General features: G+C 44.7%; 20 protein-coding genes and 1 pseudogene. All 21 read right to left on the bottom strand.

Going from position 1 to position 15,694, the window contains the following annotated elements:
* Positions 1–27: 27 nt before the first annotated feature.
* The gene (locus tag MASE_RS16780) at positions 28–1,434 is read right to left on the bottom strand and encodes a mannose-1-phosphate guanylyltransferase/mannose-6-phosphate isomerase (protein ID WP_014950903.1); all 1,407 of its coding nucleotides are present in this window, start codon (positions 1,432–1,434) and stop codon (positions 28–30) included.
* A gap of 178 nt (positions 1,435–1,612) precedes the next feature.
* Positions 1,613–3,073 carry a phosphohexomutase domain-containing protein gene (locus MASE_RS16785; RefSeq protein WP_014950904.1) on the bottom strand — a complete coding sequence of 487 codons (1,461 nt, stop codon included), beginning with the start codon at positions 3,071–3,073 and terminating at the stop codon, positions 1,613–1,615.
* A gap of 143 nt (positions 3,074–3,216) precedes the next feature.
* Entirely contained in the window at positions 3,217–4,566 is a 1,350-nt protein-coding gene (locus MASE_RS16790; RefSeq protein WP_014950905.1) for a flagellin N-terminal helical domain-containing protein, read from the bottom strand.
* A 259-nt stretch (positions 4,567–4,825) separates the two neighbouring features.
* A complete protein-coding gene (gene rplQ, locus MASE_RS16795; RefSeq protein ID WP_012519212.1) occupies positions 4,826–5,227 on the bottom strand; it encodes a 50S ribosomal protein L17 in 402 nt (133 codons plus the stop codon).
* Positions 5,228–5,268: 41 nt separating this feature from the next.
* Positions 5,269–6,258, bottom strand: coding sequence for a DNA-directed RNA polymerase subunit alpha (locus tag MASE_RS16800; protein WP_039226687.1), 990 nt, complete (start codon positions 6,256–6,258; stop codon positions 5,269–5,271).
* A gap of 19 nt (positions 6,259–6,277) precedes the next feature.
* Entirely contained in the window at positions 6,278–6,898 is a 621-nt protein-coding gene (gene rpsD, locus MASE_RS16805; protein WP_012519214.1) for a 30S ribosomal protein S4, read from the bottom strand.
* Positions 6,899–6,922: 24 nt separating this feature from the next.
* Positions 6,923–7,315, bottom strand: coding sequence for a 30S ribosomal protein S11 (gene rpsK / locus MASE_RS16810; protein WP_012519215.1), 393 nt, complete (start codon positions 7,313–7,315; stop codon positions 6,923–6,925).
* Between the two features lie 14 nt (positions 7,316–7,329).
* Positions 7,330–7,686: a 30S ribosomal protein S13 gene (rpsM, locus tag MASE_RS16815; RefSeq protein ID WP_012519216.1), complete on the bottom strand. Its 357-nt coding sequence runs from the start codon at positions 7,684–7,686 to the stop codon at positions 7,330–7,332.
* Positions 7,687–7,861: 175 nt separating this feature from the next.
* The gene (rpmJ, locus tag MASE_RS16820) at positions 7,862–7,978 is read right to left on the bottom strand and encodes a 50S ribosomal protein L36 (protein WP_012519217.1); all 117 of its coding nucleotides are present in this window, start codon (positions 7,976–7,978) and stop codon (positions 7,862–7,864) included.
* Positions 7,979–8,016: 38 nt separating this feature from the next.
* Positions 8,017–9,335: pseudogene (gene secY / locus MASE_RS16825) on the bottom strand (preprotein translocase subunit SecY).
* Positions 9,336–9,340: 5 nt separating this feature from the next.
* Positions 9,341–9,775, bottom strand: a complete 435-nt coding sequence (rplO, locus tag MASE_RS16830; RefSeq protein ID WP_014950906.1) for a 50S ribosomal protein L15 — start codon at positions 9,773–9,775, stop codon at positions 9,341–9,343.
* A gap of 3 nt (positions 9,776–9,778) precedes the next feature.
* Complete coding sequence (gene rpmD / locus MASE_RS16835; protein WP_014950907.1) at positions 9,779–9,958, bottom strand: 50S ribosomal protein L30; 180 nt, start codon at positions 9,956–9,958, stop codon at positions 9,779–9,781.
* Between the two features lie 6 nt (positions 9,959–9,964).
* Positions 9,965–10,465 (bottom strand): 30S ribosomal protein S5, encoded by a 501-nt coding sequence (rpsE, locus tag MASE_RS16840; protein ID WP_012519221.1) that lies wholly within the window; start codon positions 10,463–10,465, stop codon positions 9,965–9,967.
* Positions 10,466–10,474: 9 nt separating this feature from the next.
* Entirely contained in the window at positions 10,475–10,828 is a 354-nt protein-coding gene (gene rplR, locus MASE_RS16845; RefSeq protein ID WP_014950908.1) for a 50S ribosomal protein L18, read from the bottom strand.
* Positions 10,829–10,840: 12 nt separating this feature from the next.
* The gene (gene rplF / locus MASE_RS16850; RefSeq protein WP_014950909.1) at positions 10,841–11,374 is read right to left on the bottom strand and encodes a 50S ribosomal protein L6; all 534 of its coding nucleotides are present in this window, start codon (positions 11,372–11,374) and stop codon (positions 10,841–10,843) included.
* Between the two features lie 13 nt (positions 11,375–11,387).
* Positions 11,388–11,780: a 30S ribosomal protein S8 gene (gene rpsH / locus MASE_RS16855; RefSeq protein ID WP_012519224.1), complete on the bottom strand. Its 393-nt coding sequence runs from the start codon at positions 11,778–11,780 to the stop codon at positions 11,388–11,390.
* 13 nt (positions 11,781–11,793) lie between these two features.
* The gene (rpsN, locus tag MASE_RS16860) at positions 11,794–12,099 is read right to left on the bottom strand and encodes a 30S ribosomal protein S14 (RefSeq protein ID WP_014950910.1); all 306 of its coding nucleotides are present in this window, start codon (positions 12,097–12,099) and stop codon (positions 11,794–11,796) included.
* A gap of 12 nt (positions 12,100–12,111) precedes the next feature.
* Positions 12,112–12,651: a 50S ribosomal protein L5 gene (rplE, locus tag MASE_RS16865; RefSeq protein ID WP_014950911.1), complete on the bottom strand. Its 540-nt coding sequence runs from the start codon at positions 12,649–12,651 to the stop codon at positions 12,112–12,114.
* A gap of 17 nt (positions 12,652–12,668) precedes the next feature.
* Positions 12,669–12,983, bottom strand: a complete 315-nt coding sequence (rplX, locus tag MASE_RS16870) for a 50S ribosomal protein L24 (protein ID WP_014950912.1) — start codon at positions 12,981–12,983, stop codon at positions 12,669–12,671.
* Between the two features lie 12 nt (positions 12,984–12,995).
* Complete coding sequence (gene rplN, locus MASE_RS16875) at positions 12,996–13,364, bottom strand: 50S ribosomal protein L14 (protein ID WP_012519228.1); 369 nt, start codon at positions 13,362–13,364, stop codon at positions 12,996–12,998.
* 221 nt (positions 13,365–13,585) lie between these two features.
* Positions 13,586–15,694, bottom strand: a complete 2,109-nt coding sequence (locus MASE_RS16880; RefSeq protein WP_014950913.1) for a GAF domain-containing hybrid sensor histidine kinase/response regulator — start codon at positions 15,692–15,694, stop codon at positions 13,586–13,588.

The raw sequence follows: 15,694 nt of genomic DNA on the forward strand, positions 1-15,694 counted from the left end.
GGTGCTTTTTCAAAGTCTTATTCTAAGTTATTTGGCTACACGCCCATACCTATCAGAAAAACGTACAATATCGTCTTCACCGAGATATGCGCCTGACTGAACTTCAATAAGTTCTAGTGGGATTTTTCCTGGGTTTTCTAATGCATGTACTGCACCAATAGGAATGTATACCGACTCGTTTTCTGTTACTAATTGTGTTTCTTCATTGATAGTCACGTTTGCACTACCAGAGACTACAATCCAGTGTTCAGCACGATGGTGGTGCATTTGAACCGATAGCTTTTCACCTGGCTTAACTGTAATGCGTTTTACTTGGAAACGAGCACCGCTGTCGATCGAGTCGTAACTTCCCCATGGGCGGAATACTTCACGGTGGAATTCAAACTCTGGGCGATGCTCTGCTTTAAGTTTGTTTACGACCGTTTTAATGCTTTGCGCATCGTCCTTGTGGGCTACCATAACGGCATCTTTGGTTTCTACTACGATAACGTCTTCTAGCCCTATAACAGAAACCAAACGCTGTTCAGCATTTACGTAACTATTTTTGGTGTTTTCTAGGATAGTATCGCCTACAGTAGCATTGCCGTTTTCGTCTTTTTCAGCAGTTTCCCATAGCGAAGACCAGCTACCTACATCGCTCCAACCTGCGTCTAATGGAACCATAGCTGCGCTATCCGTTTTTTCCATCACCGCATAATCGATTGAATCGTCTGGGCAAGTCGCAAAAATGTCGTGGTCAACACGGATGAAATCTAGATCTGGTGTTTCTGTATCGATAGCACGCTTACACACGTCTAGCATTTCAGGGTTATATTTTTCTAGTTCTTCCAAATAGCGGCTTGCTTTAAACATAAACATGCCGCTATTCCAGTAATAACTGCCAGAATCTACATACTCTTTTGCAGTTTCCAAAGCAGGCTTTTCTACAAACTGTGCAACTTCAAATCCATCGCCCGCTTGCTTTCCAGCTTTGATATAACCATACCCTGTATGTGGCTGGTCTGGAACAATACCGAAAGTAACAAGTTTACCCTGCTCTGCAAGCTTTTCGGCTTTAGCAATAGCAGTGTGAAACGCTTGGTTATCTTTAATAAGGTGGTCAGCGGCCAAGACAAGAAGAACAGGGTCTTCGCCGTTAATAGTGGCATGAAGCGCCGCTAATGCAATTGCCGGTGCCGTATTACGACCAACAGGCTCTAAAAGAATACCGCCATGTTGGATATCTTTTTGGCGAAGCTGTTCGGCAACTAAAAAGCGATGGGCATCGTTACAAATGAATATTGGGTTTTGAGCTGGTGTGCCTTTTAAGCGTGTGATCGTGTCTTGCAGCATAGTGCTGTCTGATGTAAGAGACAAAAACTGCTTTGGAAGCGCTGCACGAGATTTAGGCCATAAGCGACTACCTGAGCCGCCAGCTAATACTACTGGTTTCATTTGTAATATCCTTGATGTGTGGGTGCTTGGCCCACGTCCTGATAATTATATATTCAGCGAATAGTATACAAAGGTTTGTATTGCGATTAAATGGCAAAAACTAGGTAGAAATAAAAATAGGGCGAAGTTCAGCACTTTTGCCCTATTTTTATCGTATTGTTTGGTGTTTAGCCAATGGTTACTCAGCGCGTATAAGGGTTAACATCTCTTTAGTTTTTTCTTCCATTAACGATATGTTGCCCTTACTTTCTACATTCAGACGAATTACTGGCTCGGTATTCGATTTACGTAAATTAAAGCGCCAATCGTCAAACTCTAGACCTAGTCCATCGGTAGTATCAACGACACTAGCTAATGGTTGGTACTGGTTCGTTACTCGTTCTAGCGCTGCATCAGCATCTTTAAGTTTACTGTTTATCTCACCTGAAGAAGGGAAGGCTTTTATTCGCTCTTTCACCATGCTGGCAAGGGTTTGCTGTTTTACGCACACAAGTTCTGCAATTAATAACCATGGGATCATACCTGAGTCACAGTAGGCGAAATCGCGAAAGTAATGATGTGCACTCATTTCACCGCCGTAAACGGCATCTTCTTTACGCATTCTTTCTTTGATAAAAGCATGACCGGTTTTTGACTTAATTGGTGTGCCGCCTGCATTTAGCACTATGTCTTCAGTGTTCCAATACACCCGTGGGTCATAAATTATTTTACTGTCGGTGTTTTTCTCAATAAATGCCTCAGCGAGAAGCCCTACTATGTAGTACCCCTCAATAAACTCGCCGTCTGCATCGAACAGAAAACAACGGTCAAAATCGCCATCCCATGCAATACCAAAATCGGCACCCGAGGCTTTTACTGCATTGGCGGTGTCAACGCGGTTTTCTGGCAATAGAGGGTTTGGAATACCATTTGGAAAGGTACCGTCTGCGTTATGGTGAACTTTGATAAATTCAATGGGCACGTTTTTTCTTCGCATCTCGTGCTCAATAGCATCGAGTGCTGGACCAGCAGCACCATTACCAGCGTTTACCACAATTTTGAGTGGAGTAAAGTTATCAAGTTCTACGTACGACAGCATGTGAGCGACATAATCATTCATACACGATTGTTTGAGGTACTGCTCAGTTTCTTCTAGCTTCTCTGGTTGTATATGCGCTTGCCCGTTGAAAAAAGCCTCAGCATCTATAACCGCGTCCGAAGTATAATGAGATAGGCGACCTGAAACGAACTCATCGCTTAATGCTTCAGCTCGAACTTTAATTGCGTTTAAACCTGTATCGCCACTTATAGGAACAGAACCCGCTTTAACCAGCTTCATGCCATTGTAGTTTATTGGGTTATGACTTGCGGTAACTTCTATACCACCGTCGACACCAAGATGTTTGGTTGCAAAGTATATTTCTTCTGTACCGGCCATTCCTATGTCAGTCACTTTAGCACCGGCATCAATCAGACCTGCGCTTAGTGCTAGCTTTAAAGGTGTAGAAGTTAAACGAACATCACTGCCAACCACTACCGTTTTTGCACTTAACTCTGCAGCAAAAGCGTAGCCAATTCTGTATGCTATTTCTTCAGTAAGTTGCGTATTTAATTCGCCTCGAATGTCATAGGCCTTAAAGCACGTTATCTGGCTTCCCATCTCTCGCATTTTCCTTTGTTTTTAATTGTGGATAGATTTACAAAGCTTTTAACGCATTCATACGTTGAAAAGCATGGGGTGATATTACAATAAATCACTATTGAAATGATAAAACATCCACTTCGTCTCTAGGGAATGCAGTTCTAATTATCACCTATAGAACCCAACAACCCCAAAACCTGGTCATCGCTAGACTTAGCCTGTGCCCTTACAGAGATACTCGCTTGCTCAACGATTTGCGCCTGTGTTGATTTGGCAGTTTCTGCGGCGAAATCAGTATCAAGGATTTGAGAACGAGCTGCCATTAAGCCTTCATGCATGCGATCGTTCACTTTTAATGCCGACTCCATTTGATTCATTTTTGCGCCGTAAAACGCACGACTCTCGCTAACATACTCTAAGGCATCATCAATTTGCTGTAACGCTACTTCTGCATTTTCAAAGGTGAGCACATCGCTTTCAACCATATTTAGGTCAGATAAACCCACTGGCGTTTTTGCAAGATTAATGTAGTCCGTACCCTCGCTTAACGAGTTGGTGGCGGTAATATCAACGGGGCCGGCTTCAAAGCTGTTTCCACCAGTTCCGGCAGCACCCAACGTATCCCAATCTACTGTGGCATCAAATACACCTTGCCCCACTACTGAAATAATGAGCGGCTCGTTAGTGTTATCAATGGTTAGAGTTTCTGTTGTTACCCCTGGATGTTGGTCGCCTGAGAAGGTGAATGTTGTTCCGTTGATTGTACCCGAGCCACTGGTGATTAAAGAACTGCCATCATAGCCTGTCGTTGGGGTATAGCCTTCTTGGGTTAAAAATAAAAGGCTTTTAATGTCGCTACCCGAACTAACACCGTTAATACTCCATACATTATCGGAGAGAGGCGTACCGACCAAGTGCCTACCGCTTGTGGTAAAAACTTGAAGATCATCGTCTAGTGAAAAGCTATCAATATTTATAGAGATGTTAGTAGAGCCTGCCGGAATGTAAGCAATGGAACGTAGCCCGCTATTTAGGCGCGTTGGACTTCCCTTTACAAAGGTATCACCTATGGATGATACATTATCAGACAACAAGTCGTTATCGCCTAGCAGGGGCAAACGATTAAATGCTTCGGTATTGTAGGCAATCCCATTGAGCGCGTTTTTTAATTGCTGGAATTCTTTATCTAATGCGCGCCTATCAGCATCTGTGTTAATACCGTTTTGAGATTGCATCGCTAATTGCCGCATACGCTGCAATATATCGGCAGACTCTTGCAGCCCGCCTTCTGCTATTTGCGCGTAACTAATGCCGTCATTTAAGTTACGGCGAAGCTGGTCCTTGGCAATAGACTCTGACGTTAGCCTATTTGATATCTGTAAACCAGCACTGTCATCTGCAGCACTATTTATTCTAAGCCCTGAACTTAGCCGTTCATACGCTGTAGACAGCGTTTTACTAAATACTGGGTTTGATGATAGCGATTGCGTGAACGATGAAACGGTTAACATAAACTTCCTTGCTATGAAAAACAGAAATACATAAATTACGAAAAATTAGCAGAGAACAACGTTTTCAATGCACGGTTTGAATACTTACTTGAAGATTTTCTGTAAACAACATAGCAAGCAACAAGCCAAAGTGATGAATAGGTGTTTAAAAAAGTAGATTTAGTTGGGGTAAGAGTAACGACTCTGACCCCATTTTTCTTTGGGTACAAAAAAAGGGCCTGAGTTTTCACTCAGGCCCCTTTTTCTAATCGAGTATTAATTACTCTTCAGTTGCTTCTACTGCTTCTTCTTCAGCTTCTACAACTGGACGGTCAACTAGCTCAACATATGCCATTGGGGCATTGTCGCCAGCACGGAAACCGCATTTAAGAATGCGAGTGTAGCCGCCTGGACGAGCTTCGTAACGAGGACCAAGCTCGTTGAATAGTTTACCTACAACCTCTTTGTCACCAGTGCGGGCGAAAGCTAGACGGCGGTTTGCAACGCTGTCTTCTTTAGCCATAGTGATTAGAGGCTCGATTACGCGACGTAATTCTTTCGCTTTTGGTAACGTAGTTTTGATCACTTCGTGCTTGACCAAAGAACCGGCCATGTTTTTGAACATAGCTTGACGATGGCTGCTGTTGCGATTCAACTGACGACCACTCTTACGATGGCGCATAGTTTTATCCTTCTCTACAAATCAGTTTGATAAAAACCTGATTAATCTTTTTCAGCGATGCTCTCTGGCGGCCAGTTTTCTAGGCGCATACCTAGAGAAAGACCACGAGATGCTAGAACATCTTTGATTTCAGTTAGCGATTTCTTACCAAGGTTTGGCGTTTTAAGTAGCTCAACCTCAGTGCGCTGTACCAGGTCACCAATGTACTGGATAGCTTCTGCTTTCAAACAGTTTGCAGAACGTACTGTCAGCTCTAGGTCATCTACTGGACGAAGCAGAATCGGATCGAATTCTGGCTTCTCTTCTTTCGCTTCTGGCTCAGACACATCACGTAGGTCTACGAATGCATCTAGCTGTTCAGCTAGGATAGTAGCAGAACGGCGGATCGCTTCTTCAGGATCCAAAGTACCGTTCGTCTCCATGTCGATGATTAGTTTGTCTAGGTCTGTGCGTTGTTCAACACGTGCAGACTCTACACTATAAGCAATACGTTCAACTGGGCTGTATGAAGCGTCTACTAACAAACGACCAATTGGACGATCATCTTCTTCAGAGGAGCGACGGGTAGAAGCTGGTACATAACCGCGACCCATTTCTACTTTAATGCGCATGCTGATTTCAGCTTCGCCAGTTAAAGTACAAATAACGTGGTCAGGGTTTGTAATTTCTACGTCGCCATCATGCTGAATATCACCAGCAACAACAGGGCCAGCGCCAGATTTCACTAGAGTTAGGGTTGCCTCAGTTTTACCTTCAAGGCGAACCGCTAAACCTTTAAGATTTAGCAAGATTTCAATTACGTCTTCCTGAACACCTTCTTTGGTGCTGTACTCGTGAAGAACGCCGTCAATTTCTACCTCGGTAACTGCACATCCTGGCATAGATGACAGTAAAATACGACGTAGGGCGTTACCTAGAGTATGGCCAAAGCCGCGCTCTAGTGGTTCCAAAGTTACTTTGGCACGAGTAGGAGAAACGTTTTCGATCTCAACTAATCTCGGTTTTAGGAATTCAGTCACAGAACCCACAATGCTTCCTCTTTAGTTAGCTTTACTTAGAGTAAAGTTCGACGATCAACTGTTCGTTAATTTCCGCAGACAGGTCAGTTCTTTCAGGAACGCGCTTAAAAGTGCCTTCCATTTTGCTGCTGTCTACTTCAATCCAGGTTGGCTTCTCACGTTGGTCAGCCAGTTCCAAAGCAGCAACGATACGCGCTTGCTTCTTAGCCTTTTCACGAACAGAAACCACGTCTTCGGCAGAAACGTTAAACGATGGGATGTTCACAACTTGACCATTTACCATGATCGCCTTGTGGCTAACTAGCTGACGTGCTTCTGCACGAGTGCTAGCGAAACCCATACGGTAAACTACGTTATCAAGACGCTGTTCTAAAAGCTGTAGCAAGTTTTCACCTGTGTTGCCTTTTAGACGTGCAGCTTCTTTATAGTAGTTGCGGAATTGCTTTTCCAGTACGCCGTACATACGACGAACTTTTTGTTTTTCACGCAGCTGAACACCGTAGTCAGACAGACGGCCACGACGGGCACCGTGCTGACCAGGCGCTGTATCGATTTTACATTTAGAATCGATTGCGCGAACGCCGCTTTTTAGGAACAGGTCAGTTCCTTCGCGACGGCTAAGTTTGAGTTTTGGACCCAAATATCTTGCCATGATCTTTCTCCAACTGTCCGTCGATTAAACGCGACGTTTTTTCGGTGGACGACAACCGTTGTGAGGAATAGGGGTCACATCGGTAATGTTTGTGATCTTATAACCTGTAGCGTTAAGAGCACGGATCGCAGACTCACGGCCTGGACCTGGACCTTTAACGAAAACTTCAAGGTTCTTAAGACCGTATTCTTGTGCAGCAACACCTGCACGCTCAGCAGCTACCTGTGCAGCAAATGGGGTAGATTTACGTGAACCACGGAAACCTGAACCACCAGATGTCGCCCATGCTAGTGCATTGCCTGAACGGTCTGTAATAGTCACAATTGTGTTGTTGAAAGACGCATGGATATGAGCCATACCGTCTGCAACCTGACGTTTAGCGCGCTTACGCGTGCTACGAGCTGGTGCTTTAGCCATAACTTACTCCCCGTTTACTTCTTAATTGGCTTACGAGGACCTTTACGGGTACGCGCATTAGTTTTAGTGCGCTGACCACGTAGAGGCAAGCTACGACGGTGGCGAATACCACGGAAGCAACCCAGGTCCATCAAACGTTTGATGCTCATAGAGACTTCACGGCGTAGATCACCTTCAACGGTGAATTTAGCCACTTCGTCACGAAGCTTATCAATAGTAGCTTCGTCTAGCTCTTTGATTTTTGTATTTTCTGCAACACCAGCACCCGCACAAATGCTTTTCGCACGTGTGGGACCAACGCCATAGATCGCTTGGATAGCGATTACAGCATGCTTGTGCTCAGGAATGTTAATGCCAGCGATACGGGCCATTAACAGCACTCCTCTTGTTTATTTGTCGACGACCTAAAAAGCCCGATAGGATACTTACCCGTCGACTAAATTGCAAATTAAGGTTCAAAATACTTTAAAACAAAACTAGCAGAACCAGACAAGTACTATCTAGGTTCTGCTTACTTAGCTTTGCGAATATCTTGTTCCGCTTAGATTAGCCCTGACGCTGCTTATGCTTTGGGTCAGAACTGCAAATTACACGCACAACACCGTTGCGCTTGATAACTTTACAGTTACGGCAAATCTTTTTTACTGATGCACGAACTTTCATTACATCTTTCCCCTTTCTATCAATATTAAGGGGCTAACTTATCGGCCGTAGCCTTTAAGGTTAGCTTTCTTCAGCACAGACTCATATTGACTAGACATCAAATGTGTCTGTACTTGTGCCATAAAGTCCATGATAACTACTACGATAATGAGAAGCGACGTACCACCGAAGTAGAACGGCACATTCCAAGCAATTAGCATGAATTCAGGCACTAAACAAATAAAGGTTATGTACAGTGCGCCAGCCAGTGTAAGGCGAGTCATTACCTTGTCAATGTATCGTGACGTTTGCTCACCCGGGCGGATGCCTGGGATGAACGCGCCAGACTTCTTCAAGTTATCTGCAGTATCACGCGGGTTGAAGACCAACGCCGTGTAGAAAAGCAGAAGAAGATAATCGCAGCTGCGTATAACATCACGTACAGCGGTTGACCAGGAGATAGCATAAGCGCTACATCTTGCAACCACGCTGTTGATTCATTCTGTCCGAACCATCCTGCGATGGTACCCGGGAACAGAATAATGCTAGAAGCAAAGATTGGTGGAATTACACCAGCAATGTTGACTTTCAGCGGTAAATGGGTGCTTTGCGCAGCAAAAACCTGACGGCCTTGCTGACGTTTTGCGTAGTTTACCACAATTCTGCGCTGTCCGCGCTCTACAAATACAACTAGGTATGTAAGAGCGATAACAATCACGCCAATCAACAGTAGGAACAACAAGTTAATGTCGCCCTGCCTTGCTTGTTCCGCAGTCTGACCTATCGCTGTTGGCAGACCGGCAACAATACCAGCAAAAATCAATATAGAGATACCGTTACCAATACCTCGTTCGGTAATTTGCTCACCCAACCACATAAGGAACATAGTTCCTGTGACTAGGCTCACTACTGCCGTAAAGTAGAATCCGAAGCCAGGGTTTATCACCAATCCATTAATCAGGTTAGGCAAACCAGTCGAAATTCCAATTGATTGGAAGATAGCCAATACAAGCGTTAGATAACGCGTGTACTGACTAATTTTACGACGGCCTGCTTCGCCTTCTTTTTTAAGCTCCACCATCGGTGGGTGAACCACCGAGAGCAACTGCATGATAATGGATGCAGTAATGTATGGCATAATGCCCAAAGCCAGAACGGATGCACGCTCAAGCGCACCACCAGAGAACATGTTAAACATTTCTACAATGGTGCCTTTTTGTTGCTCGAACAAGTCAGCAAGTACAGCTGGATCGATGCCAGGGATAGGAACGTAAGAACCTAGTCTGAATACAACAATCGCACCAAGTACGAACAACAATCTTGCCTTAAGCTCACTCAAGCCGCTTTTAGCGCCTGAATCCAATCCTGGTTTAGCCATCTAGCTTATTCCTCTACTTTACCGCCAGCAGCTTCAATCGCTTCTTTAGCGCCTTTAGTAACCTTTAACCCGCTTACTGTAACAGCGCGTGATACTTCACCGCTCTTAACAACTTTAACGAACTGGATTTCTTTCTTAACGATACCAGCTGCTTTTAAAGTCTCAAGAGACGCAGTATCACCATCAACCTTCGCGATTTCAGCAAGAGTTACTTGATCAGTAACAAAGCTCTTGCGTGAAGTGAAACCGAACTTAGGAAGACGACGCTGGATAGGCATCTGACCACCTTCGAATCCTGGCTTAACGCGGCCACCTGAACGGCTTTTTTGACCTTTGTGACCGTGGCCACTCGTTTTACCAAGACCTGAGCCGATACCACGACCAGAACGCTTACCAGTAGGCTTTGAACCTTCGGCTGGAGAAATTGTATTTAAACGCATGTCTTACTCCTCCACTATCTCAACCATGTAATATACACGGTTGATCATGCCACGAACGGCTGGGGTATCTTCCAGTTCACGAACATGGTTGATTTTACGAAGGCCTAAACCTTTAAGCGTAGCTTTGTGCTTTGGCAGACGGCCAATTGCACTTTTAGTTTGCTTTACTTTAATCGTTGCCATGTCTGATTACCCCAAAATTTCTTCTACAGACAATCCACGCTTCGCAGCAACTTTCGCCGGGCTGTTCATTTCTGTCAGCGCGTTGATTGTTGCACGTACAACGTTGATTGGGTTTGTAGAGCCGTAACATTTTGAAAGTACGTTTTGTACACCAGCTACTTCAAGTACTGCACGCATCGCACCACCGGCAATAATACCGGTACCTTCAGATGCTGGCTGCATGTAAACTTTAGAGCCAGAGTGACGACCTTTAATCGGGTGCTGTAACGTGTGACCGTTAAGGTCTACGTCAACCATGTTGCGACGTGCCTTTTCCATTGCTTTTTGGATTGCAGCAGGTACTTCACGTGCCTTACCGTAACCAAAACCAACGCGACCGTTACCGTCACCCACTACTGTCAATGCAGTGAAACTAAAGATACGACCACCTTTAACCACTTTAGATACGCGGTTTACGGCGATCAATTTCTCTAGAAATTCACCATTTTGAACGTCTTGTTTAGCCATTATAAACTCCTAGAACTGAAGACCAGCTTCGCGAGCTGCATCAGCTAATGCTTTAACGCGACCGTGGTATTGGAAACCACTGCGATCGAAAGCCACTGTTTTAATGCCTTTCTCAAGCGCGCGCTCTGCGATTGCTTTACCGACTACCGTCGCTGCTTCAGCGTTACCTGTAGACTTAAGATCTTTTGCAAGATCTTTCTCAACAGTTGAAGCCGCTGCCAACACTTCAGAACCGCATGGAGCGATTAGCTGAGCGTAGATGTGGCGAGGTGTACGGTTAACTACCAAGCGATGCGCGGCCAGTTCACGAATTTTTGCTCGTGCGCGAGTTGCGCGACGAATGCGAGCTGTTTTCTTATCCATCGTATCACCCACCTACTTTTTCTTAGCTTCTTTACGACGTACGTGTTCGTCAGCGTAACGTACACCTTTACCTTTGTAAGGCTCTGGTGGACGGTAACCACGAATGTTCGCCGCAACCTGACCAACCACCTGCTTATCGGCGCCTTTAACGACGATTTCAGTTTGGCTAGGAGTTTCAACCGTAATGCCTTCAGGCATTTCGTATGCTACAGGGTGAGAGAAACCTAGTGTAAGGTTTAGTTTGTTACCTTGTGCTTGTGCACGGTAACCAACACCTAACAACTGAAGTTTTTTCTCAAAACCTTCTGAAACACCTTGAACCATTGCGTTAAGGATAGAGCGCGCAGTACCAGCCTGTGCCCAACCGTCAACAAAGCCTTCACGTGGAAGTGCTTTAAGTTGGTTCTCTTCCTGTGCAACTTCTACAGCGTCGTTGAAAACGCGGGTCAAAGTGCCTTTACTACCTTTAACAGTAACTTCTTGACCAGAGATAGAAACTTCTACACCTGATACAACGTCTACTGGGGCTTTTGCTATACGTGACATTTCAACTCCTCCGTTATGCTACATAACCGATGATCTCACCGCCCATGCCAGCGTTACGCGCTGCACGGTCAGTCATCACACCTTTAGAAGTCGACACGATAGCTACGCCTAAACCACCCATAACCTTTGGAAGCTCATCTTTTTTCTTATAGATGCGCAGACCAGGACGGCTTACACGTTCGATAGTGTCAATTACTTGCTTGCCTTCGAAGTACTTAAGCGTAACTTCTAAAACAGGCTTAACGTCACCAGAAGCAGCGAAGTCAGTAATATAACCTTCAGCTTTCAATACTTCACAGATTGCAACGCGAAGTTTTGAAGAAGGCATAGTTACAGAAACTTTCTGTGCCATCTGGCCGTTACGGATGCGGGTAAACATATCCGCGATAGGATCTTGCATGCTCATTATCAGCTACTCCTTACCAGCTGGCTTTCTTAAGGCCAGGGACTTCACCGCGCATCGCTGCTTCGCGAAGCTTAATACGGCTAAGACCGAATTTGCGTAGGTAACCATGTGGACGACCAGTAACACGACAACGGTTACGTTGACGAGACTTACTAGAGTCACGTGGCAGTTGTTGTAGCTTCAGAACAGCGTCCCAACGCTCATCTTCAGAAGCGTTAACATCGCTGATAATCGCTTTAAGTGCGGCGCGCTTTTCAGCATACTTAGCTACTAGCTTAGTACGCTTAGCTTCACGTGCCTTCATTGATTCTTTTGCCATAACCCTACACCCCTACTTTTTGAATGGGAAGTTAAACGCGTCCAGCAGAGCACGTGCTTCTTCATTTGTATTCGCACTGGTAGTGATAGTGATATCCATACCGCGAACCTTATCCACTTTATCGAAATCGATTTCAGGGAAAATGATTTGCTCACGCACGCCCATGCTGTAGTTACCACGTCCGTCGAATGATTTAGGATTCAAACCACGGAAGTCGCGAACACGTGGGATAGCGATTGAAATCAAACGCTCTAGGAATTCCCACATACGCTCGCCGCGTAGGGTTACTTTACAGCCAATCGGATAACCTTCACGGATTTTAAAACCCGCTACTGATTTTCTAGCAACTGTAACAACAGGCTTCTGACCGGCGATAGCCGTCATGTCAGCTTGAGCATTCTCAAGTACCTTTTTGTCAGCAACTGCTTCACCTAAACCCATGTTTAGAGTGATTTTTTCAATCCGAGGGACTTGCATGACGCTTTTGTATCCGAACTGCTTAGCAAGTTCAGCTACTACTGTTTCTTTATAGAAATCATGCAGTTTCGCCATCGTACTCTCCAATATAATTAAACAAGTTCGCCGTTAGACTTGAAGAAACGTACTTTCTTCTCATCTTCGAAACGGAAACCAACGCGATCTGCTTTGCCCGTTGCCGGGTTAACAATCGCAACATTAGAAACGTGAATAGAAGCTTCTTTCTCAACGATGCCACCAGCTACGCCCAGTTGTGGGTTTGGCTTAGTGTGCTTCTTAACGAGATTAACGCCTTCTACAATTACACGGTTATCAGCAATAAGCACTTTAAGGACTTTGCCTTGTTTGCCTTTGTCTTTACCCGCTAATACGACTACTTCATCATCACGACGAATTTTATTAGCCATTATCGTGACTCCTTATAGTACCTCTGGGGCCAATGAGATGATTTTCATGAAGTTTTCACTTCTCAACTCACGGGTAACCGGGCCAAAGATACGCGTACCAATTGGTTGCTTGTTAGCATTAAGCATAACAGCCGCGTTACCGTCAAAACGAATGGTAGAACCATCTGCACGACGAACGCCTTTTCTAGTACGCACCACCACTGCATTCAGTACGTCACCTTTTTTAACTTTACCGCGAGGAATTGCTTCCTTAACAGTAACTTTGATGATGTCACCGATACCTGCATAACGGCGATGCGAGCCACCAAGAACCTTAATACACTGAACCCTGCGAGCGCCGCTGTTGTCTGCAACGTCCAGGTTAGTTTGCATTTGGATCATGTTAGTGCTCCGCTCTTAAAATTAAGACTCTCCCGAGTCGTTAGTGCTGCTAAAAACAACTGGATGTCGTTGCTTTTATGTACATACCCCCATAAAAAGGGCGCGAAATAATAACAGAAAACATTTGGAAGTGATAGCGGTAAATTGAATTATTTTTAAACTATGTGAGCAATAAAAAAGCCCCGACTAAAAGTCGGGGCTGATAACCACGTCATAGGTTATCAAGCAGGATCTTTTAGGCGATTTTCATTACTTACAAGCTGCTTACTCAAATGCCTGTAAAGGCACTCTTTCAACCGGCTTACACCAACAGGTTTTGATATGAAGTCATCCATGCCGGATTTCAAGCATTTTTCTTTGTCGCCGGTTAGCGCATTTGCGGTTAATGCAATTATTGGGATGTCCCGTGCCTTATCTCCCATTGACCTAATTAACTTCGTCGCCTCTAATCCATCCATTACAGGCATATGGCAGTCCATCAAAATGATTGTGTAGGGTGACTTTCCCTTTAATGCGCCTTTAACTTTTTCTACTGCCTCTTCACCGTTTTCTGCTAAATCGGCGGTAATACCTATCTCTTTTAGTTGCTCTTTAATGACAAGCTGATTTATTTCATTGTCTTCAACTATTAGTGCTTTAAACGCGCTCAGTTCCTGTTTAGAAGGGATATAAACAGCATTATGGCCACATGCTTTTTCGGCTACGGTGCCTGCGTTAGCATCGTCTAGCATGAGGGTTACGATAAATCGCGCCCCCACGCCTAAATCGCTGCACACCTCAATTTTACCACCGTAATGCTTCACGATTTGACTGACTATAGACAACCCTAAGCCTGTGCCACCATATCTTCGCTGCGTCGAGTTTTCTGCTTGAACGAACGGCGAGAAAATGAGCTTTTGCTGTTGCTCGCTAATTCCGATCCCTGAATCAGTCACGATTAGTTTTACTCTGAACCGCCCTTTTCCGTATCGGGTGCTTTTAGTTTCAACCGTTACCTTCCCCTCTTTTGTGAATTTAATGGCGTTATTCAATAGGTTAATCAGAATTTGCCCAATTCTTAGTTTGTCAGCTATGAAGGTTTTTCCCTCAACCCCCTTTGTGCTTACTGAAAGTTCAATACCTTTCTCGTGAGCTAGCCGCGTGAACATCGGCACTTGCTCTTCTATGGTGTCGGCAAGGTTGGTGGGCGATTCTTCAAACGACATGTTGCCAGAGTCGATTTTAGAAAAATCCAATATATCATTCACGATGTTGAGTAATGAATCTGCACTTTTCATAGCAATAGTGGCATGTTCTAGCTGGGTAGAATTTAGCGAGGAACTAATAAGTGCCTCAAGCATGCCCTGAACCCCATGAATTGGTGTTCTTATTTCATGGCTCATATTCGCAAGGAACTCACTTCGTGCTTTCAAGGCGCTTTCTGCCATATCCGTTTTTTGCTGCAGCATTGCCTTGTCCATGTGAAGCTGCGTAATATCAACTGTAGCACCAATTACCTTAACGCAACGGTCATTTTCCATGACCGGATGAGCGCGGCTTTGTAACCAACGGGTTTCTCCCGCATCGGTGCGAACTTCAAGTTCATAGGAAAAGTCTTCGCCGGTTTTTATCATCTGATTGAACTGGGCGACGTATTTATTCCGCTGGTCTTCATCAACCACGAATTTGATCACGTCTTCTGGCTTTACTACTTTTTCACCGTGCACATGCAACATTCGCTTCAGTGCACCAGACCAAATCAATGCTCCGGTATCAATATTTAATTCCCATGTACCTACACCGGCAAGGTTAGTCACTTGGTGTAATAACGAATTTCTCTCTTCTAATATCGCTTTTTGCGCATTGAGATTACTTATCGCTTGTTGACGCTCTAATTCGTTGCCTATCCACGATGCAAGCAAAAGTAAATAATCCATCTCTAAGGGCGTAAAGGGTGTGTCCCGTGGACCGAGAGATGAGAAGTTTACTGTACCGAAAAATTCACCATGTACTCGCACTGGTGAAGCGAGATAACTCTTTAATGTGTATTTTTCAAAACACGGATGCGAGGCACCTGGCGCAGTATCTATATTGTGATAAGCCACAACAGCATCGCTGTTCACCACATCTGCACAGTAAGTGTCTGGTAATGCGAAGGTCGTATTTAATGGTATGTCGTTGTCGGGCGTAATAACGCTAAGCACACGGTAATTATCGCCTTGAATGTTACTTACAATCCCTGTTTCCAACCCGAGTATTTCCGTTCCTATGCTTAGCAAGCTCTCGAGCTTTTTATCAAATGAAAGTGCTTTGTCATTTGATATGGTTTGTAAATCTTTAATGATACTCAT

This window comes from Alteromonas macleodii ATCC 27126 (assembly GCF_000172635.2).
GTDB classification, from domain to species: Bacteria; Pseudomonadota; Gammaproteobacteria; order Enterobacterales; family Alteromonadaceae; genus Alteromonas; species Alteromonas macleodii.